Below are 19292 nucleotides of genomic sequence, written 5' to 3'. Positions count from 1 at the left end.
AGGTCAGAGGTGGAAGCATGGCGACATGTGGAGCTGACTGATACTAATAGATCGAGGACTTAACCAACGCTTTTTAAAAAAATGAAATACCTTCTTATTATCTAGTTTTGAAGGAATGAAAATTTCTTCTTGCATTTTCTCAAAAAGACGTTATAATAATATATGTCTTGAAAAAATGTTAACATTGTTTGGTGACGATAGCGAAGAGGTCACACCCGTTCCCATTCCGAACACGGCAGTTAAGCTCTTCAGCGCCGATGGTAGTTGGGGGTTTCCCCCTGTGAGAGTAGGACGTCGCCAAGCAGGTTTCATATGGAGGATTAGCTCAGCTGGGAGAGCATCTGCCTTACAAGCAGAGGGTCGGCGGTTCGATCCCGTCATCCTCCACCATTTTACACCTGCCGGTGTAGCTCAACTGGTAGAGCAACTGACTTGTAATCAGTAGGTTGGGGGTTCAAGTCCTCTTGCCGGCACCATTTTTAAGATAGTACAAGCACGAGCCATTAGCTCAGTTGGTAGAGCATCTGACTTTTAATCAGAGGGTCGAAGGTTCGAATCCTTCATGGCTCACCATTTATATGCGGGTGTGGCGGAATTGGCAGACGCACCAGACTTAGGATCTGGCGCCGCAAGGCGTGGGGGTTCAAGTCCCTTCACCCGCATCTTTCATGCGGAAGTAGTTCAGTGGTAGAATACAACCTTGCCAAGGTTGGGGTCGCGGGTTCGAATCCCGTCTTCCGCTCCACTATTTATTTATGCCGGGGTGGCGGAACTGGCAGACGCACAGGACTTAAAATCCTGCGGTAGGTGACTACCGTACCGGTTCGATTCCGGTCCTCGGCACCATCTTAAATATGCGCCCGTAGCTCAATTGGATAGAGCATCTGACTACGAATCAGAAGGTTGTAGGTTCGACTCCCGCCGGGCGCACCATGTTTTTATTGCGGGAAGTAGCTCAGCTTGGTAGAGCACTTGGTTTGGGACCAAGGGGTCGCAGGTTCGAATCCTGTCTTCCCGACCACGTGATTTTTAATGAATGGGGCCTTAGCTCAGCTGGGAGAGCGCCTGCCTTGCACGCAGGAGGTCAGCGGTTCGATCCCGCTAGGCTCCACCATTTTTCAATCAGAAACTTATATTATATTGGCGGTGTAGCTCAGCTGGCTAGAGCGTACGGTTCATACCCGTGAGGTCGGGGGTTCGATCCCCTCCGCCGCTACCAATAAATATAAGGACCTTTAGCTCAGCTGGTTAGAGCAGACGGCTCATAACCGTCCGGTCGTAGGTTCGAGTCCTACAAGGTCCACCATATTCATTTTTTAAAAGCCGTGGAGGTATACCCAAGTTCGGCTGAAGGGATCGGTCTTGAAAACCGACAGGGGAGTCAAATCCCGCGGGGGTTCGAATCCCTCTACCTCCTCCATTTTTCTCTAAAAGCAGCGAGTTGTTTTAAAACAACCTTACATAAAGGATGCGGACGAAACAATATTCACGAAAACTTGATGCGAATCGTTTCATTATTACCGTCGCGGGGTGGAGCAGTCCGGTAGCTCGTCGGGCTCATAACCCGAAGGTCGCAGGTTCAAATCCTGTCCCCGCAATTATTAGGTCCCGTGGTGTAGCGGTTAACATGCCTGCCTGTCACGCAGGAGATCGCGGGTTCGATTCCCGTCGGGACCGCCATTATTTAAATTGAATACATATGTGGCTCAGTAGCTCAGTCGGTAGAGCAAAGGACTGAAAATCCTTGTGTCGGCGGTTCGATTCCGTCCTGAGCCACCATATCTTACAAAATTACGGCGATTGTGGCGAAGTGGTTAACGCACCTGATTGTGGTTCAGGCATTCGTGGGTTCGATTCCCATCAGTCGCCCCATTTCGCGGGTGTAGTTTAGTGGTAAAACCTCAGCCTTCCAAGCTGATGATGAGGGTTCGATTCCCTTCACCCGCTCCAAATATGGGCCTATAGCTCAGCTGGTTAGAGCGCACGCCTGATAAGCGTGAGGTCGATGGTTCGAGTCCATTTAGGCCCACCATATTCATATTGTTCCGCAGTAGCTCAGTGGTAGAGCATTCGGCTGTTAACCGAACGGTCGTAGGTTCGAGTCCTACCTGCGGAGCCATGGGGAAGTACTCAAGAGGCTGAAGAGGCGCCCCTGCTAAGGGTGTAGGTCGCGCGAGCGGCGCGAGGGTTCAAATCCCTCCTTCTCCGCCAGTTGGCCCGTTGGTCAAGCGGTTAAGACACCGCCCTTTCACGGCGGTAACACGGGTTCGAATCCCGTACGGGTCATAACAAAAAAGGAAGCATACATTCATGTATGCTTCTTTTTTTCATTTCTTTTCCTTGATATAACCATCTTTTTGTTTATAGGGAATGTCTCCAAGTAGGGATTCTATATTTTCTTCTTTCAGGGTTTCTTCATATGCCTTTTGCTTTTTGTTCGGTATATCCACTCTCGCTTTTCCTTCGATATCATTTGCGGCAAATCCTTCATAGTCTTCAGGAAATCCATCCGTTTCATCCTCGTTTTTATAAAGATCATTGTAATTGTCATGATCGCCGGTATAATCAGATGGCGTTTCTGATGTACCAAATTTGGCCACTTCACCAAAGCTATCTTCTTTAGCCGCCGTTTCGATTCCATGACGATTTTCAAAATGATCACCCTTGGATGGAATCAGTATATCCTCTTCCACTGGCCTGTCTTGTGAAAGCTTTCGTTCTGGGGCATGCTCGACACAGTAGAGGGTGCTTGGGATCGCTTCAAGCCTCTCGATGGGGATTTCCTTATTGCAGGTTTTACAATGGCCATATGCTCCTTCTTCCATGGCCTTCAAAGCTTCATCGATTTTCTCCATTTCGGATTGTGCATGCTCATCGAGTGCTTGATTCCGTTCCATCTCAAATAATTCCGTCCCTAGGTCAGCAGGATGATTATCATAGGATGATAATTCACCTACGGATTCCGTCTGGCTTTTATCCAGAACGGATTGTTCATCATTTTGAATTCTATTACATAGCTCATTTTTTTCCTGAAGCAGTTCTTTTTTGAATTTTTGCGTTTGTTGTTCCGTTGCCATATCCGATTCACTCCTTTTAAAGTCCAAATCTCTTTTTATTGGTAAGGTGGTTGTATTATCTATTACCCGAATCTGAGGGTAGGAAAACAATATGGTGCGGAAGATAGAAAAAAGGACTGAGCGGATGGCTCAGTCCCCGGAGATTATATAAGATAGCTGATGAATAATCCAATGGCCATGAGTAAGCCAAAGAAGGTGTTCGTTTGGGCAGTGGCTTTCATTGCCGGCACCATCGTGATCGGCTGTGTTTTACCTACGAAGCCTTTTATTGCGGCCATGGCCTTCGGTATGCTAAGGAAGGCAAGGAGAATCCAAGCCGTAACGTTTCCGGTAAGAACGAGCCCAACAAGCCATAGATAAGAGAAAGCGAACATGATTGCCATGAATGTCAGGGCGTTTTTCCTGCCCATCACGACTGGCATCGTTTTGCGGCCATGTGCCTTATCCCCATCATGATCACGAAGGTTATTGGATAAGTTGATCAGCCCTACCAGTATCCCACTTGGAATGGCAATTAAGATGGCTGTTGAAGAAACATCACCGGTTTGAATGAAAAAGGCGATCAGGATTATCAAAAAGCCCATGAACAATCCAGAAAAAAGTTCCCCGAACGGTGTATATGATATGGGAAGGGGACCGCCTGTATATAGGTAGCCGACAAGCATGCAAACGAGGCCTACTGCAGCAAGCCACCAAGATGATGCGGCACAGATATAGATTCCGATGATCAAGGCGATGGCATACATGCCAAGGGCCAAGTTCATGATTAGTCTGGGGGTCATCCCATGACGGACGATCCCGCCTCCGATGCCTACGGATTCCTCCGTATCCAGGCCTCTCTTGAAATCATAGTATTCATTGAATAAATTGGTTGCAGCTTGAATCAGGATACTTGCAATCATCATGGCAGCAAATAGTAACCAATTCACTCCATCTTCCAAAAGTGCAATCACAGTTCCAAGTAAGACTGGGACAAAAGCTGCGGTTAGTGTATGTGGACGAATTAACTCCCACCAAATCTTCCAGGTCCGTTTAAGGGGAAGTCCGTCGTATTCTGTTTGCATTATTTCTCTCCTCAAAATCATTATTGGTTCTCTCGAAATTATAACAAATATTGAAATGTTGCACAAAAGGTTATCCTAATAAATGCAGGAAAAGTGGGTATTGGTGTAATTGAAACTCATGGGTGATGCATTTCCAAAATCAAGGGTATTTCTCTACATTCGCTAAGATTCATATAATAAGGAAAAAAGCAGGGAAGAATCGTTCGGTAAAGGGGCGTTTTATTGACATGAGGTTCAAGGGAGGTGTATCTTTAAATAGGTTAAATAGCTTTTAAAATGTACACTTGGGGGGATTTTTTTGGCTATCTCAGAGGAAACTGTACAGTTTCAGGGACTGGCTTCAGCTATAAAAAAGGCGAAGGACTTGAATGATCAAGTTCTATTCAGTCATATTAAGAAGATTAAATGTAACAACCCCCTTTCATTTTATCAAGCTGGAAGAGAACGGTATGCAGGTGAACGCTTTTTCTGGGAGGACCCTGCAAAGGAAATAACCATCACCGGTTTAGGCAATGTTAAGAAACTCAAAGCGGCATCGAATGCCGAACGTTATAGAGAAGTCGAAAAGAGCTGGATCAAACTGCAGAATGATGCTGTCAAAACAGGAGTGACCGATGTAGAAGCGACAGGTCCTTTACTGTTTGGGGGCTTTTCTTTTGATTATGAAACTGACAGTACGCTCCTTTGGAATCAGTTCGGGGACAACCTGTTTTATATACCTGCCTTCATGCTGTCAATAGTGGGGAAACAAGCTTACTTAACGACAAACTTACTTTGTTCGCCTGATGATTCAGAAAAACTCTTCATAGATATGATAAATGAACGGGAAGCTTTCCTCTTCGAAAGCTTGGATGGCAATGGATTGAATGCAAATTCCCTTGTTATGCAGAGGGAAGTCGAACCAGAGGAATGGAAGCGGACGGTCGCAGAGGCTGTTCAGGAAATCAAGACGACAGATCTTGACAAGATTGTTTTGGCAAGGGAGCTTCGACTTGGTTTTGAACGTTCCATCGATTCAGGGAAAGTGCTTGAACAATTGATTGCTGAGCAGCCATTGAGTTATATTTTCAGTTTGGAGGCTGGTGGTGACTGTTTTGTCGGTGCCACTCCCGAACGTTTGATTAAGAAACAGGGAAATGAAGTTTTTTCTACCTGTCTTGCCGGATCGATGCGGCGAGGGAAAGATGAGCAAGAAGATGTTTGTCTTGGTGAAGAATTGCTTCATGACCAAAAGAATTTACAAGAGCATCAATATGTCGTGTCGATGATATCCAATGCTTTTGATTCTGTATGCGAAAAGGTGATGGTCCCGGCCGAACCGACACTTATGAAAAACCGTCATATCCAGCATTTGTACACACCGGTTTGCGGTATATCCAAGGAAGGTGTCACGATTTTTGAATTTGTCGAGAACCTCCATCCCACACCTGCCATGGGCGGACTTCCAAAAGAAAAGGCTGTTGTCCGGATTCGGGAATTGGAAGGTCTGGAACGCGGGTTTTATGCGGGTCCTTTAGGCTGGGTGGATACGTATGGGAACGGGGAATTCGCTGTAGGGATACGTTCTGCCCTGATACAGAACAATGAGGCATCGCTCTTTGCCGGATGCGGAGTTGTGGAAGATTCGACACCCGAAAGTGAATTCCGGGAAACGGGGATTAAATTCAATCCGATGTTAAGTGCTTTAGGAGGAAATCTTAATGAATGACCGAGATGCATTGACAGCGTATGCTGCTTCATTCGTCGATGAGCTTGCACAAAATGAGGTGGGACATGTGGTGGTGAGCCCAGGTTCACGATCCACGCCCCTGGCTTTGCTGCTAGCGGAACATCCTGATATCGAAATTCATATTAATGTGGATGAGCGTTCGGCTGCTTTTTTTGCCCTTGGTTTGGCTAAGGCTTTAAAAGAACCTGTCGGACTTCTTTGTACGTCCGGTACAGCCGCTGCAAACTATTACCCAGCCGTCATCGAGGCTTTCTATTCAAGAGTGCCGCTTATTGTACTTACCGCTGACCGTCCGCATGAATTGCGTGATGTCGGAGCCCCGCAGGCAATCGATCAGATACACCTTTACGGGAGACATGTAAAATGGTTTGTCGAAATGGCACTTCCTGAAAGCACGGATGGGATGATGCGGTATGCCAGAACGGTCGGTGCAAGGGCAGTGGCTACAGCGGCCGCTGAACCGGCAGGGCCTGTACATTTGAATTTCCCGCTTCGGGAACCATTGATTCCGGACCTGGACCAAGCAAAGGAGTACCGGCAAAATAAAAGGAAGCCTTCAGTGTTGATTGACAGTGGAGAACGGTCATTGTCCGCATCACAAGTAGAAGCGGTTGCAACTACATTGTCAAAAGCTAAGCAAGGTATCATTGTATGTGGCGAATTACCGCATCCAGAGATGAAGGAAGCCATTGTCGCATTAGCGAAAAAACTTGCTTTTCCGGTACTGGCTGATCCCCTTTCACAGTTAAGGAGCGGAAGGCATGATAAAGCCGTCATCATTGATGCGTACGATACGTTTCTGCGCGATGAAACGGCAAAAGCGGCGTTCAGGCCGGAAGTGATCTTGCGATTTGGGGCAATGCCTGTTTCTAAACCGTTATTGTTATTCATGAAAAAGCAAAAACAGGCGATTACTTTGGTCGTCGATGGCGGAGCAGGCTGGCGCGAACCAGCCGGTTTGGCAACGAATATGATTTACAGCGAAGAGAAAGATTTTTGTCTGCGAATAGCTGAAAGCATTACTTCTTCCCCTGATGATGAATGGCTTCGCTTATGGCAAACCGTCAACGGAGCGACGAAGGATGCCTTAGCCTCCGTAAGGGATGAAGCGGAGTTAAGCGAAGGCAAGCTGTTCGCCTTGCTTGCTGATATGATGCCATTGGAGTCGACGTTATTTGTCGGGAATAGTATGCCTATACGAGATTTGGACACTTTCTTTTTGAATAATGAAAAAGGAATCCAAACCATTGCCAATCGCGGGGCGAATGGTATCGATGGTGTCGTTTCCACTGCACTTGGCGTGAGCACGGTATCGAAAAATACGGTGCTGGCAATCGGGGATTTAAGCTTTTTCCATGATATGAATGGCTTGCTTGCAGCAAAACTTCAAAAACAAAATATCACGATTTTGCTGGTTAATAATGATGGCGGCGGCATTTTTTCCTTCTTGCCGCAGTCAAATGAGAGGGAACATTTCGAAACGCTATTCGGCACGCCTCATGGGCTTGATTTTTCACATACTGCCCAGCTTTATGGCGGTAAATACAACAAGGTGCAAAATTGGGATGAGTTCAAGAAGGTATTTACAGAGTCGTTCGAAATCCAAGGTCTGAAAATCATCGAAGTACCGACAGAAAGAGAGTCCAATTTACAAAAGCATCGAAATTTGTGGAGCTTTGTTTCCCAGGAAATAAAAATGGTGTTAGACAGGGAAATATCATGAATATTGTCAGCAAGGATGTCAATTATGCTGTTGAAATAACGGGAAATGGGGATCCTCTTGTACTTTTGCATGGATTTACGGGAAATCGGGATACATGGAAATTTCTCATCCCGCTACTGAGTGACAGGTATACGCTGATCATGGTCGACATCATCGGACATGGCATGTCTGCGTCACCAGCCGATCATCGAAGGTATGAGCTGGAAAATGTGGCTGAGGATATCAAGTATATTTTGGATGTGTTACATTTCCCGAAAGCCCATATTCTTGGATACTCGATGGGCGGAAGGCTCGGATTGGGATTTGCCTGTTTGTATCCTGAATATGTTGATACACTGATACTGGAGAGTGCATCACCAGGTCTTTTAACAGAAGAGGAACGGGAAATCCGAAGGGGAAATGATCGGAAGCTTGCCGAACGGATTCTTGCAAATGGCATGGAAGCGTTTGTGGATCAATGGGAAAACATCCCGCTGTTTGAAAGCCAAAAACGGTTGTCGGCCAAAACCAGGTCAGCCATTCGGGAGCAGCGGTTGGCCAATGACCCTGCCGGCCTTTCCAATAGCCTCCTTGGCATGGGGACCGGCAGTCAGGCTTCTTACTGGGAACAACTGCAAACCCTTGATTTCCCGGTGCTCCTTTTAACCGGTGAACTTGACCATAAGTTTTGTCGAATAGCGGACTCGATGAAAAAAAAGCTGAAGCGCGCCGAATGGAAAATAATAAATGATGCGGGACATGCGATTCATGTGGAAGTTGGAGAAAAGTTTGGTAAAATAATAAGTGAGTTTTTAAAGCGAAATATAGGGAGGAATTAATGTGACGATTCAATGGGAAACAATACGTGAATATGATGAGATTTTATATGAAAAATATAACGGGATTGCGAAAGTGTCCATCAATCGACCGCATGTACATAATGCATTCACGCCAAAAACGACTGCTGAGATGATTGATGCATTCGCAAGGGCGCGTGATGATTCCAGCATTGGTGTCATTATTTTAACAGGAGTAGGCGGCAAAGCATTCTGTTCAGGCGGAGACCAAAAAGTTCGCGGAAATGGCGGATATGTGGGTGAAGATAACATTCCGCGTCTAAATGTTCTTGATTTGCAACGTTTGATCCGCGTCATTCCAAAACCGGTCGTAGCCATGGTGGCAGGATATGCAATTGGCGGAGGTAATGTCTTGAACGTGGTATGTGACTTGACGATTGCTGCTGACAATGCAATTTTCGGACAAACTGGACCGAATGTTGGAAGCTTTGATGCTGGTTATGGTTCTGGCTACCTTGCACGTATCGTGGGTCATAAAAAGGCGCGTGAAATCTGGTACCTATGCCGTCAATACAATGCACAGGAAGCATTGGATATGGGATTGGTAAACACGGTCGTGCCTTTAGACCAATTAGAAGCGGAAACGGTTAAATGGTGTGAAGAAATGCTTGAGAAGAGCCCGACTGCACTTCGTTTCTTGAAAGCGGCAATGAACGCCGATACGGATGGCCTTGCAGGTCTTCAACAATTGGCTGGTGACGCTACACTTCTATACTATACAACAGAAGAAGCAAAAGAAGGCCGCGATGCATTCAAAGAAAAACGCACTCCGGACTTTGGGCAATTCCCTCGTTTCCCTTAATGAAACGCGAGAATCGATGAGACTGACAGCTTGGCGGAAAATCGCCGGGCTGTTTTCTATATCAAAAAGGAAGAGGGGAAGCAGAAATGGTAGAAGAAAAGTTGCCGAACTGGCTGAAAAATCGGGCGCATCTTTCACCGGATCGCCCGGCAATTGAGTTTGAAGGTCATACGTATAGCTTTCTTGAACTGTATACTTTATCGGAGAAGATGGCTGGCAGGCTGGCAAGCATTGGTCTGGGCGCTGGCGATTCATGCGCGGTTTTGCTCCGTAACCATATCGATGGTGTTGTCGTTATCCATGCACTATTTCATCTCGGTGTGAAGATTGTGATGCTGAATAATAAGCTAACGGCAAAAGAGCTGTCCTGGCAGATCGAGGACAGCAAAACTGCCTATCTGGTTTCGGAAGGGTCCTTCTCTGTCAAACTCGCTGATATTGGTGAGACTCTCCCGGATTTGAAGCTTCACTTAATGGAAGAATTGCCGGATGAAGGAACAGCAGGGATACTTCAAGAGTTTTACCTTGAGGATACCGCTACGATCATGTATACATCCGGTACGACAGGAAATCCAAAAGGGGTCATCCAAACATTCGGCAACCATTGGTGGAGTGCCGTTGGGTCTGTTCTGAACCTTGGATTGCATGAAGAGGATTCTTGGTATTGTGCGGTTCCGATCTTTCATATTAGCGGTTTATCCATCTTGATGAAAAATGTGATTTATGGCATGAAAGTCGTTTTGGCAGAACGTTTCGATGAACGGGAAGCAAACCGGAGCATCCAGGAAAATGGCGTGACGATCATTTCGGTCGTGACGGCGATGCTGAATAGGATGGTGCAGGATATGAAAGGAACAAGCTATCCAAAAACCTTCCGCTGTTTCCTGTTGGGCGGCGGCCCTGCACCCGTCCATTTGCTTGAGGTATGTAAGGAGAAAGGGATTCCCGTCTATCAAACATATGGGATGACCGAAACGTCTTCACAGATTGTGACACTGGCACCGGAATATAGCATGACAAAAATCGGCTCTGCGGGAAAGCCTTTGTTTCCTTCGCAGTTACGGATTGAGAAAGATGGCACGATGTGTGAACCGGGTGCAGTGGGGGAAATCGTGGTTTCAGGTCCGAATGTGACGAAAGGCTATTTTAATCGGATGGATGCTACACAGCAGGCCATTACCGATGGATGGCTTTATACTGGGGACCTTGGTTATCTCGATGAGGAAGGTTTTTTATATGTGCTTGACCGACGCTCGGATTTAATCATTTCCGGCGGTGAAAATGTCTACCCAGCAGAGATTGAAAATATCCTTAGTAAGCACCCGGATGTGTTCGAAGCGGGAGTGACGGGGACAGAAGATGAAAAATGGGGACAGGTCCCGCTTGCTTTTGTTGTCCTGCATCAAGGTGCAGAGCTAGGTGAGAGTGAACTGCTGGAATATTGCAGGGAGTTTTTGGCATCCTATAAGATTCCCCGGAACGTGATATTTTGTAAGGAGCTTCCTCGGAATGGCGCAAGCAAGCTTCTGAGAAGGGAACTGAAGAAGGAGATGGGGGAATGGCAATGAAGTTATCCTCCATTTCCCTAAAGCTCATCAAGGCCCCTTTAAAGCGGCCATTCAAAACGCATCTCGAAACGGTAAGCGACCGGGAAGTGATAGTTGTCGAAGCCATGGATGAAGACGGAATGATTGGATACGGGGAAGCTGTTCCTTTTACAAGTCCTTGGTATACCGAGGAAACGATCAAAACATGCTTTCATATGTTGGATGACTTCCTAATCCCGCTGACATTGGCCAGTCAGATCGGGCATCCTGAAGAGCTGCCGAATTTATGGAGCGGAATCAGGCGGAATGCAATGGCGAAGTCGGCTTTAGAGCAGGCAATCCTCGATTTATATGCGAAGCAGAAAGGAGTCTACCTTGGACGGCTGTTTGGCGGCGAACGAAGTGAAGTGGCCGCTGGCGTAGTCATTGCATCGAATGATATAGAAGATGCGATGCGCCAGATCGAGGATTTTACCGGATCCGGTTATCAGCGATATAAAATAAAAATAAATCCTCAAAATGATCTGAAGTTTTTAGCGGAAATCCGTCGGGCCTATCCCGATATCCCGCTAATGGCAGATGCCAATTCAGCGTACACTCTTGATGACATCCCTCATTTGCAGAAGCTTGATGACTTTAAGCTGATGATGATTGAGCAGCCGCTGGGGCATGATGACATTGTGGAACATTCATTTTTGCAGAAACAGCTGCAGACACCCATTTGCCTTGACGAAAGCATAAATTCATTTCATGATGCCAAAAGTGCACTGTCGCTCCAGAGCTGTGGGGTCATCAGCATTAAGATGGCTAAAGTCGGCGGCTGGATGGAAGCTGTGAGAATCCATGATCTATGCCTGGGAAATGATGTGCCCGTTTGGTGCGGCGGTATGATTGAATTTGGCATTTCACGTGCACATAATATTGCACTTGCCTCATTAAAAGGGTTCACGATTCCCGGGGATATATCATCTTCTTCCCGTTATTGGGATGGAGATATAATCGACCCTGAAGTCATCGTCGAAAATGGCATGATCCAAGTTCCCGATAAAGCTGGAATCGGTTTTGCCATCAATGAAAAGCGGCTAAAGGAATTGACTACATATAGTAAAGTGTACAAGTGAAACATCAAAGGAGGTGCACGGCCCACCTCTTTTGATCAATTATTGATCCTATCTCCTTTTACCCCCACGATCTATGTAACTTACCCAATTAGTACTTTATTGGACGAAAACCCCACCCTTTTGGAACATGACTTTAATAGGATACTAACAGTCGGCGGAGAGGGAACGACTGACAGAAATCAACCTGAACATTTTTTATTTGACTGCAGATACTTTACAAAAACCATTTAAATGGCCGATAAACCATAATTTTTTCGGAAAATGGGGATTTGTCTATTTTTCCTTTATTGGATTATTTTGTATAATGAAGGAAAAGAATGACAACCAAAGGGAAAAGGGGGGAAGAGTGTATGAAAAAACCGTACCTTATTGCGGAAATTCTACTAAGAAGGGGCATGCCTGACTATGTCATAAAAGAAGTGACGGCTTTGAAGGAGTGCGAGCTGTTTCTTTTGAAGAGAAAGTGGGGCCTATATGACCGGAAGACGGGTGCGTAAATAATGAAATCAAAAAGGGAACCGTTTTCAAGCCGGTCCCCATGCGTTTAAGGTTTTTTTAGCCGGTACCTATTGACTGGACGGCCTATGCTGCCATATTGTACGTCAAGCTGAAGAACTTCTTCGCCATGCAAGTATTCAAGATAACGCCTAGCTGTAACTCTGGCGATTCCAATCCCATCAGCCACTTCTTCTGCAGATAGTGACCCAGGCTGGGTCTTTATGAATTTCGTCACTTGCTCAAGAGTCGCGCCATTCAATCCTTTCGGAACATCATATTTCGGACTCGCTCCAGAATGTGTCTTATTTTGAAAGAGGATTCGGTCGAGCTGATTTTGGGAAATTTGATGATCAGGTTCAACCTCCATCCGAAAAGCATAGTATTGTTCCAGCGTATGTTTTAGCCTATCGAATTTAAATGGCTTGATTAAATAGTCAAAAGCCCCGTTCTGTATCATTTTTCGTATCGTTTTCTGATCATTTGCCGCAGAAATGATGATGACATCCACATCAATTTGCTCTTTTCTAATTTGATAAAGTGTATCAACCCCGTTTAAAGATGGCATGAAGATGTCCAAAATGACAAGATCGGGTTTAGACTGCCTGATTTTTTCCAGACCTTCAAGCCCATTGGAAGCTGTATCAACGACTTTAAAGGCAGGCAGGCGCTCGATGAACTGTTTGTTGACCTCTTGGACCATTGGGTCATCTTCAATTAAAAGTACACGAATTTCGTTAGTCATTTTGGTTCTCCTCTATATCATGCATCGGAAAAGAAAGAAAAAAGCTTGTTCCCTCATTAGGGCGTGTCGTGAATTTCATTTCGCCGTTCGCTTTTTTTACAATTTGGTCTATTAGATAAAGACCAATTCCTGATCCTTCCGCACCTTTTGTTGTAAAACCATACTCGAATATATCTTTATGAATGTCCTCGGGAATGCCGGGTCCATTATCCTCAAGCACGATTTGACAATGACGTTCATCCTGGTAGATGGATAGATAAACCTGTTTTGTTTCCTCTGAACAATGCTTTAACGCTGCGAATGAGTTTTCGATCAGGTTTCCGATTATCAAAACAAAATCGTGATGATCCAAACCAGCGGGGAAGCGGTCCAATTTTGTGTGTTTGTCCATGATGAGCTCGATCCCGAGTTCCCGTCCCAAGGAGATCTTACTTAATATCAACCCCACTAAATTATCATCGTGAATGTGCTTCGTTAAAAACCTGGTCAATTCCTCTTGTTCTTCCGTGATCTGAAAAATGTAATGCAGCGCTTCGTCAAGATTACCTAGCTGGATCAATCCTGCTATCGTATGAAGTTTGTTCATATGTTCATGGTTTTGAACGCGCAGGGCTTCAACGAATGCTTTGACACTAGTCAACTCTTCAGCTAGCTTCGTCACATCGGTGCGGTCCTGGAAAATGGCCACGGCACCGATCGTTTTATCCGCAATCTTTATCGGTACCCGGTTGCTTACAATATTCCTGTTTTGAACGGAGATTTCCTGATTGAAGATGGGAGATGTCCGATCGAGCACTTCCGGGAGACGGGTATCGTGTATGATATCATTGATATCCTTGCCTATGACGGCACCGTCGATCTTGAATATCTGCTTAGCCTTTTCATTGAAAATCGTGATGGCCTGATTATTATCTATGGCGATGACCCCTTCATGCATGGCATTGAAAGCGGCTGTCCTTTCAACCAACATCCGTGAAATTTCATGGGGTTCCAGTTGGAAGGTTTCTTTTTTTATCCTTTTTGCCATGAGCCAAGAGCCGCAAACACCGAATAGAAGGGTAAGCACCAGGATAATCGCGATTTCGCCTTTCAGGTCCTTGATTAATTCCGGTATCGTAGGCAGGATATTCCCGACCAACACGACGCCGATTTGCTCTCTATCTCCATCAAGGATCGGGACAAAGGCACGCACGGAAATGCCAAGCTCGCCAGCAGCCTTTGAAAGGTATTCGTGTTCAGCGAACGCAGCGCTTTCATCACTGCTGCTGGATGGGGTCCCCAATTGACTGAATACCGGGTGGGAATAGCGTATATGCTGATTGTTGAGTACAACTATATAATCCGCTTGATGGATTTTCCTTAAGTTTTCAATAATCGGATTAAGCTGCGTCCATCCTTCAGGCTCATGGACCAATTTCTGTACTTCAGGGAGTTCGGCAATGGTATGGGCTGTGATCATGGATCGTTTGCCGATTTCATCTTCCCTGACCGAAACGATATTTCCGAATATAAAAATCCCGCCTATTAGTATCGAAAAAGCGACGATTACGAATGATAGCAGGGTGATTTTAATTTGAATGGGCATATGAAAGGATTTATCCATTGGTTTTCCTCCATTACTTCTATACTTAATAGTAACAGAATTTCTATCACTTTTCGCTATTTTTCGCGCAGTGTATTACGACAGTAAAAAGCTGTGATAGAATAGTGATAATGTGAAGTGAGCGGTGAGGAGTTGTCGGTATGCGTGCATTATGGGGGTATTTATTGTTAATTGGCTTGGGGCTGCTGATAGCCGTGTATATATCGTTTCAATCGTTCTTTACAAGCTTCGGTTTCAATTTGCCGAAGGATGAGGAGCAGGTCGGGATGAAGGATCAAATCGTGATCAAGTTCAGTCATGTCGTTGCCGAAAATACACCTAAAGGGCTAGCTGCTAACCGGTTAGCCCAACTTGTTGATGAATATACAGACCATCGTGTCAAAATAGAAGTTTATCCTAATCAGTCATTATATAGTGATCAGGAAGAAATCGAGGCATTACGAGAAAATAAGGTGCAGATGATTGCACCGACTGCATCTAAAATTACGAGCATCTCAAAGAAATGGATGCTATTGGACCTACCTTACGTCTTTCCAACGGATGCTGCCTTGCAGGAAGCGCTGAATGGGGAAGTGGGGGAAGAGCTGCTTAACCAACTGAACACTATCGATATCGAAGGACTCGCATTTTGGTCGAATAACTATAAACAGATTACAAGCAGTAAACCGATACGGCATCCAAGTGATTTTGCAGGAAAGCATTTCAGAATCATGCCAAGTGCAGTCCTGGAAAGCCAATTCAAGCATTTTGGGGCGACAACTTCTGTCCTGGAGTTTAATGAAACGTTCAAAAGCCTTGAAATCAATGAAACGGACAGCCAGGAAAATACGATTTCGAATATCTATTCCAAGAAATTATATGAAGTGCAAAAATATTTAACGATCAGTGATCATGGCTATTTAGGGTATGTAGTCATGATAAACGAGCAATTTTGGAACAAGCTTCCATTTGATATTCAGCATCAAATCCAACGGGCGATGGATGATACAACGAAATGGCTATGGATCAAATCAAATGAATTGAATCAGGAACAGCTAAAGGAAATCCAGCAAAAATCGAATATCGACATCTATACACTGTCAGATGAGGAAAAGAAAGAATGGATGGATGAGATGACCGTCATCTATCCGGAATTCGAATCAACGATTGGAACCGAATTGATGACGAAAATGGAAAAGATCCGTGAGAAGTACTTAAAGGATAACTAACGTATGGGAATCCCATTGAAAGGGGTTCCCTTCTTCTTTATCGTTCCCGATAGAATGACTCCTCTGGATTTTGTAAAAAATCAATCATCTCTTCATAATCATATGTTTTTAAAACCAAACCATTTTCATCAAACACGATGAATGCAGGTTCTTTCTTTAATTCAAGTTTTGGATATTGCTCATTCAATGACTTGTAAGATGCTTCATTTGTAATTGGGCCCACATTGGTTATATTACTCTCTTCTAGTAAATCAAATGTAATTTCTTTACCAACGGCTTGGAGCGAATACGTATGACCCTCACTAGGCAAAAGATTCGGATAGATTCTAGCGTAATCATCTTTTTCATCCGTGCAAGCAACTAGCATCGGTAGGAGTAGAAACGTTAAACTTCCATTTATGATCTTTTTCATATTTTCCCCACTCTATGCTTACATTTAATTATTCCATAAATTGTAATAATTAAAGTTTAACATAGGTTGCTTAAGAACAGGAGGCCATCATGCTTTGTCAGGGCTGACAAAATGAAATAGAACTTTTTAGAGTACCGAGGCACAAAAAAGAAGCGGATCCAAAGGGAGCCGCTTCTTTCTCGTCTATTGCAAGGCAGTTTGCAGTGTCTTGATGTTTTTTTCCATTAAACTGAAGTAATCTTCGCCAGCTTCGATATCTTTATCCGTCAACACGGAAAGGTTATGGAGCTCAAGTGATTTCGCTCCCATTTCCTTTTGGATGATTTCAGTAAGTTTAGAACTGATATTCTGCTCAAAGATGACGTAGTTCAAGTCTTCTTTTTCAGCCATGGTTACGATTTTCCCCAGTTCCTTTTGAGAAGGTTCGTTTGAAGAAGTTAGTCCTGTGACGCCAATTTGTTCCAATCCGTAGCGTTCCTCCCAATAACCATATGCAGAATGGGAAACGATGATCTTATTGGTACGGCCCGACTCGATCGTCGTCGCGAATTTTTCATCAAGTGCCTCAAGCTTTTCGGAAAGCTCATTGAAATGGCTGTTGAAGTATTCTTCCTTTTCCGGCATTTTTTTCGTTAATTCGTCCTTGATGGTTTTAGCCATGTCAATGGAATAGACGGGATCTAACCACAAATGGGGATTAACGCCCCCATGGTCATGACCATCTTCTTCATGTGCATGTTCCTCTTCATGTTCATGCTCATGCTCATGCTCCTCTTCATCAAGATGAACCGTTTCGCCCACCGCAATTGTGCTGACGCCTTCTTTGCTTAGAATTGGTTCAGCCTTGGTTACAAAGCCTTCAAGATTATAGCCAATATAGAAAAACAGGTCTGACTCAGCCATTTTAACAATATCTTTTTGAGAGGGTTCGAATGAGTGTTCATCCGTTCCTGGAGGATAAACCGTCTCGACATTCACGTACTCCCCGCCAATGGCTTCAGTGAAGTATTGTAAAGGGTAAACCGTCGTATATATATCCAAGGCATCCTTGTTTTCTTCTTTACCCGATTCTCCCTTTGAGTTGCCGCAGGCTGACAGAAATACTGCAGTAACAAGGAAAAGGGAGAGCAATGCTCGAATTTTCATATGATATGCTCCTTTATAATTCGTATTGATTACGATTTGAATTTTATATGGTAAAAACGAAATGATTACGATTTGACTTCTGTATGATACAAAAGATTGCAAAGGAAAGCAAGGTTTTTTTTATTGGTCCCCACTTTTTTCTTTTTTTTCGGGAACAAGGTCAATGCCCCCTGGATGAAACGGATGACATTTAAGAATCCGGATGAGTGCTAACCAGCTTCCTTTTATAGGTCCGAAACGATTGACCGCTTCCAAACCATAATGGGAACAAGTTGGATAAAAACGGCAGGTGGGCGGTTTTAATGGAGAAATGGCAACTTGGTAAAAACGGATGATTCCCATTACTATTTTTTTCAGCACGATGCTTTCAGCTCTTTTCGAGTAAATTGACTACCCTCAATTATAGCATATTTTCTAAATTTCCAAAAAGGGTAAAAAAGGAATGAGCCTATTGCTAATCCGATTGATATAATGAGAATTAATTTTAAAGGATGAAATATATTGTTATTCAAGGTAAAATAGAAATGACATACAATTAAGGAGTGAATTAAATGCCTTCAGTTGAAAGCTTTGAATTAGATCATAACGCTGTTAAAGCCCCATATGTTAGACATTGCGGTGTCCATAAGGTAGGAACAGACGGTGTTGTTAATAAATTTGATATCCGTTTTTGCCAGCCGAATAAACAAGCGATGAAGCCGGACACGATCCATACCCTGGAACATTTGCTTGCATTCAATATCCGTAAGCATTCCGAACGCTTCGATCACTTTGATATTATCGACATTTCGCCAATGGGATGTCAAACAGGATATTACCTTGTGGTCAGCGGCGAGCCGACTGTGACGGAAATCATCGATGTTCTTGAAGATACATTCAAGGATGCTGTTACAATTACCGAAATTCCTGCTGCAAACGAAAAACAATGCGGCCAAGCAAAATTGCATGATCTTGAGGGAGCTAAGAAATTAATGAATTTCTGGCTTGCACAAGATAAAGAAGATCTTCATAAAGTTTTCGGTTAATAAAAAAGTTCCTGTCCATTTGTGACAGGAACTTTTTTCATTTTTCGGGTTCTTCTTTTTTCACCTCATCCTCTGGCAAAGGTTTGACCGGATCCACTGTATGCTTGTAGCTGTAACCTTTTCCGATTGTTAAGACCGATAGTGCCAATACAATCAGAATCACAATAATGGAGATAACTAAAACCGTAATCATACTTTACAGCTCCTAACGTTCACAATTTAGATTCATTTTAGCATAAGAACCGGGTCAGATAATGTTTCAATTTTCGAATAGAGGGAATTATAAAGGTATAACCAACTTACGGAGGTAGATATTTATGGCTCAGAAAAAATTAGGAACTTTAGTGAATAAGGAAATTGCAAACTTCAGTGTTCTTTATACGAAAATTCATAATTACCATTGGTTCGTGAATGGACCGCACTTCTTTGAATTGCACCAAAAATTGGAAGAGTTATATAAAGAGGTGACATCCAACTATGACGAATTGGCTGAAAGATTATTGGCCATTGGTGAAAAGCCGGTTGCTACCCTTAAAGAGTACATGGAATTAACGACGATCGAAGAAGCGACAGGTAATGAAAATACAGAAGATATGGTCCAAAGCGTCATAAGTGATTTTGAAAAGCTTTCCGAAGAGTTCCTGGAAATCATCGAAGTTGCCGAACAAGAAGATCCGGTTACGGCCGATATGCTGACAGGCATGAAGAAAAGCTTAAACAAACATGCTTGGATGCTGCGTGCGTATTTAGGACATTAAG

General features: G+C 44.2%; 18 protein-coding genes, 21 tRNA genes and 1 rRNA gene. 32 read left to right on the top strand and 8 right to left on the bottom strand.

Translation table 11 applies throughout. The features are described from left to right. The first annotated feature begins 187 nt into the window (after positions 1-187). From rrf to J7I90_RS23920, 22 genes are all read left to right on the top strand, one after another. A 5S ribosomal RNA gene (gene rrf / locus J7I90_RS24025) occupies positions 188-303 on the top strand. A gap of 11 nt (positions 304-314) precedes the next feature. Further along, positions 315-390, top strand: a tRNA-Val gene (locus J7I90_RS24020). 10 nt (positions 391-400) lie between these two features. Continuing rightward, positions 401-476, top strand: a tRNA-Thr gene (locus tag J7I90_RS24015). A 21-nt stretch (positions 477-497) separates the two neighbouring features. Next, positions 498-573: transfer RNA gene (locus J7I90_RS24010), tRNA-Lys, on the top strand. Positions 574-580: 7 nt separating this feature from the next. Beyond that, positions 581-662, top strand: a tRNA-Leu gene (locus tag J7I90_RS24005). Between the two features lie 8 nt (positions 663-670). Beyond that, positions 671-745 (top strand) — tRNA-Gly (locus J7I90_RS24000). A gap of 12 nt (positions 746-757) precedes the next feature. Beyond that, positions 758-846 (top strand) — tRNA-Leu (locus tag J7I90_RS23995). 10 nt (positions 847-856) lie between these two features. Continuing rightward, positions 857-933, top strand: a tRNA-Arg gene (locus J7I90_RS23990). Between the two features lie 11 nt (positions 934-944). After that, positions 945-1021, top strand: a tRNA-Pro gene (locus J7I90_RS23985). A 17-nt stretch (positions 1022-1038) separates the two neighbouring features. After that, positions 1039-1114 (top strand) — tRNA-Ala (locus J7I90_RS23980). A 28-nt stretch (positions 1115-1142) separates the two neighbouring features. Beyond that, a tRNA-Met gene (locus tag J7I90_RS23975) sits at positions 1143-1219 on the top strand. 10 nt (positions 1220-1229) lie between these two features. Then, a tRNA-Ile gene (locus J7I90_RS23970) sits at positions 1230-1306 on the top strand. Between the two features lie 21 nt (positions 1307-1327). Beyond that, positions 1328-1420 (top strand) — tRNA-Ser (locus J7I90_RS23965). A 104-nt stretch (positions 1421-1524) separates the two neighbouring features. Continuing rightward, positions 1525-1598 (top strand) — tRNA-Met (locus J7I90_RS23960). Between the two features lie 6 nt (positions 1599-1604). Next, a tRNA-Asp gene (locus J7I90_RS23955) sits at positions 1605-1680 on the top strand. 23 nt (positions 1681-1703) lie between these two features. Then, positions 1704-1779 (top strand) — tRNA-Phe (locus J7I90_RS23950). A 17-nt stretch (positions 1780-1796) separates the two neighbouring features. Beyond that, a tRNA-His gene (locus J7I90_RS23945) sits at positions 1797-1872 on the top strand. Positions 1873-1876: 4 nt separating this feature from the next. Next, positions 1877-1950, top strand: a tRNA-Gly gene (locus tag J7I90_RS23940). Between the two features lie 5 nt (positions 1951-1955). Continuing rightward, positions 1956-2032 (top strand) — tRNA-Ile (locus J7I90_RS23935). 12 nt (positions 2033-2044) lie between these two features. Next, positions 2045-2119: transfer RNA gene (locus J7I90_RS23930), tRNA-Asn, on the top strand. Between the two features lies 1 nt (position 2120). Beyond that, positions 2121-2211: transfer RNA gene (locus J7I90_RS23925), tRNA-Ser, on the top strand. A 3-nt stretch (positions 2212-2214) separates the two neighbouring features. Next, a tRNA-Glu gene (locus J7I90_RS23920) sits at positions 2215-2286 on the top strand. Positions 2287-2327: 41 nt separating this feature from the next. Here the strand turns inward: J7I90_RS23920 and J7I90_RS23915 are convergent. After that, positions 2328-3077, bottom strand: a complete 750-nt coding sequence (locus tag J7I90_RS23915) for a TraR/DksA C4-type zinc finger protein (protein ID WP_214774110.1) — start codon at positions 3075-3077, stop codon at positions 2328-2330. A 143-nt stretch (positions 3078-3220) separates the two neighbouring features. Continuing rightward, positions 3221-4141, bottom strand: a complete 921-nt coding sequence (locus J7I90_RS23910; RefSeq protein ID WP_214774108.1) for a 1,4-dihydroxy-2-naphthoate polyprenyltransferase — start codon at positions 4139-4141, stop codon at positions 3221-3223. 298 nt (positions 4142-4439) lie between these two features. On the opposite strand from J7I90_RS23910, the gene J7I90_RS23905 reads away from it, so the two are divergent. From J7I90_RS23905 to J7I90_RS23875, 7 genes are all read left to right on the top strand, one after another. Then, on the top strand, positions 4440-5849 hold the full coding sequence (locus J7I90_RS23905; RefSeq protein ID WP_214774107.1) for an isochorismate synthase: 1410 nt from the start codon (positions 4440-4442) through the stop codon (positions 5847-5849). Beyond that, positions 5842-7593: a 2-succinyl-5-enolpyruvyl-6-hydroxy-3-cyclohexene-1-carboxylic-acid synthase gene (gene menD / locus J7I90_RS23900; protein ID WP_214774105.1), complete on the top strand. Its 1752-nt coding sequence runs from the start codon at positions 5842-5844 to the stop codon at positions 7591-7593. The genes J7I90_RS23905 and menD overlap by 8 nt, the downstream gene beginning before the upstream one ends. After that, positions 7590-8411, top strand: a complete 822-nt coding sequence (gene menH, locus J7I90_RS23895) for a 2-succinyl-6-hydroxy-2,4-cyclohexadiene-1-carboxylate synthase (protein ID WP_214774103.1) — start codon at positions 7590-7592, stop codon at positions 8409-8411. Before menD ends, menH begins: the two co-directional genes overlap by 4 nt. A 7-nt stretch (positions 8412-8418) precedes the next feature. Beyond that, positions 8419-9231 carry a 1,4-dihydroxy-2-naphthoyl-CoA synthase gene (menB, locus tag J7I90_RS23890; protein WP_370029151.1) on the top strand — a complete coding sequence of 271 codons (813 nt, stop codon included), beginning with the start codon at positions 8419-8421 and terminating at the stop codon, positions 9229-9231. 86 nt (positions 9232-9317) lie between these two features. After that, positions 9318-10799, top strand: a complete 1482-nt coding sequence (locus J7I90_RS23885; RefSeq protein ID WP_214774101.1) for an o-succinylbenzoate--CoA ligase — start codon at positions 9318-9320, stop codon at positions 10797-10799. Then, complete coding sequence (gene menC / locus J7I90_RS23880; RefSeq protein ID WP_214774121.1) at positions 10796-11899, top strand: o-succinylbenzoate synthase; 1104 nt, start codon at positions 10796-10798, stop codon at positions 11897-11899. Before J7I90_RS23885 ends, menC begins: the two co-directional genes overlap by 4 nt. 350 nt (positions 11900-12249) lie before the next feature. Further along, positions 12250-12396, top strand: coding sequence for a hypothetical protein (locus J7I90_RS23875; protein ID WP_153246142.1), 147 nt, complete (start codon positions 12250-12252; stop codon positions 12394-12396). Positions 12397-12443: 47 nt separating this feature from the next. On the opposite strand, the gene J7I90_RS23870 is transcribed toward J7I90_RS23875, so the two are convergent. Together J7I90_RS23870 and J7I90_RS23865 are read right to left on the bottom strand one after the other, a co-directional pair. Then, the gene (locus J7I90_RS23870) at positions 12444-13139 is read right to left on the bottom strand and encodes a response regulator (protein WP_214774099.1); all 696 of its coding nucleotides are present in this window, start codon (positions 13137-13139) and stop codon (positions 12444-12446) included. Further along, positions 13132-14742 carry an ATP-binding protein gene (locus tag J7I90_RS23865; protein ID WP_214774097.1) on the bottom strand — a complete coding sequence of 537 codons (1611 nt, stop codon included), beginning with the start codon at positions 14740-14742 and terminating at the stop codon, positions 13132-13134. The genes J7I90_RS23870 and J7I90_RS23865 overlap by 8 nt, the downstream gene beginning before the upstream one ends. 140 nt (positions 14743-14882) lie before the next feature. Between J7I90_RS23865 and J7I90_RS23860 the strand changes: the two genes are divergently transcribed. Then, the gene (locus J7I90_RS23860; protein WP_214774094.1) at positions 14883-15950 is read left to right on the top strand and encodes a DctP family TRAP transporter solute-binding subunit; all 1068 of its coding nucleotides are present in this window, start codon (positions 14883-14885) and stop codon (positions 15948-15950) included. Between the two features lie 37 nt (positions 15951-15987). Here the strand turns inward: J7I90_RS23860 and J7I90_RS23855 are convergent, their stop codons facing one another. The 3 genes from J7I90_RS23855 to yidD form a co-directional block, all read right to left on the bottom strand. Continuing rightward, positions 15988-16362, bottom strand: coding sequence for a hypothetical protein (locus J7I90_RS23855; protein WP_214774092.1), 375 nt, complete (start codon positions 16360-16362; stop codon positions 15988-15990). A gap of 183 nt (positions 16363-16545) precedes the next feature. After that, a complete protein-coding gene (locus J7I90_RS23850; RefSeq protein WP_214774089.1) occupies positions 16546-17508 on the bottom strand; it encodes a metal ABC transporter solute-binding protein, Zn/Mn family in 963 nt (320 codons plus the stop codon). A gap of 120 nt (positions 17509-17628) precedes the next feature. After that, on the bottom strand, positions 17629-17850 hold the full coding sequence (yidD, locus tag J7I90_RS23845; protein WP_251025453.1) for a membrane protein insertion efficiency factor YidD: 222 nt from the start codon (positions 17848-17850) through the stop codon (positions 17629-17631). A gap of 209 nt (positions 17851-18059) precedes the next feature. Between yidD and J7I90_RS23840 the strand changes: the two genes are divergently transcribed. Next, complete coding sequence (locus J7I90_RS23840) at positions 18060-18533, top strand: S-ribosylhomocysteine lyase (RefSeq protein ID WP_034310515.1); 474 nt, start codon at positions 18060-18062, stop codon at positions 18531-18533. Between the two features lie 37 nt (positions 18534-18570). Here J7I90_RS23840 and ytzI read toward each other — a convergent pair whose 3' ends face one another. After that, positions 18571-18726 carry a YtzI protein gene (gene ytzI / locus J7I90_RS23835; RefSeq protein WP_214774085.1) on the bottom strand — a complete coding sequence of 52 codons (156 nt, stop codon included), beginning with the start codon at positions 18724-18726 and terminating at the stop codon, positions 18571-18573. Between the two features lie 124 nt (positions 18727-18850). Between ytzI and J7I90_RS23830 the strand changes: the two genes are divergently transcribed. Continuing rightward, positions 18851-19291: a Dps family protein gene (locus tag J7I90_RS23830; RefSeq protein WP_048686502.1), complete on the top strand. Its 441-nt coding sequence runs from the start codon at positions 18851-18853 to the stop codon at positions 19289-19291. The last annotated feature ends 1 nt before the right edge of the window (position 19292 follow it).

The organism is Bacillus sp. ISL-57 (assembly GCF_018613135.1).
Classification (GTDB): domain Bacteria; phylum Bacillota; class Bacilli; order Bacillales; family DSM-1321; genus Peribacillus; species Peribacillus frigoritolerans.
Note: the sequence above shows the minus strand (reverse complement) of the source record. Positions and strands in the feature narration are given on the sequence as shown.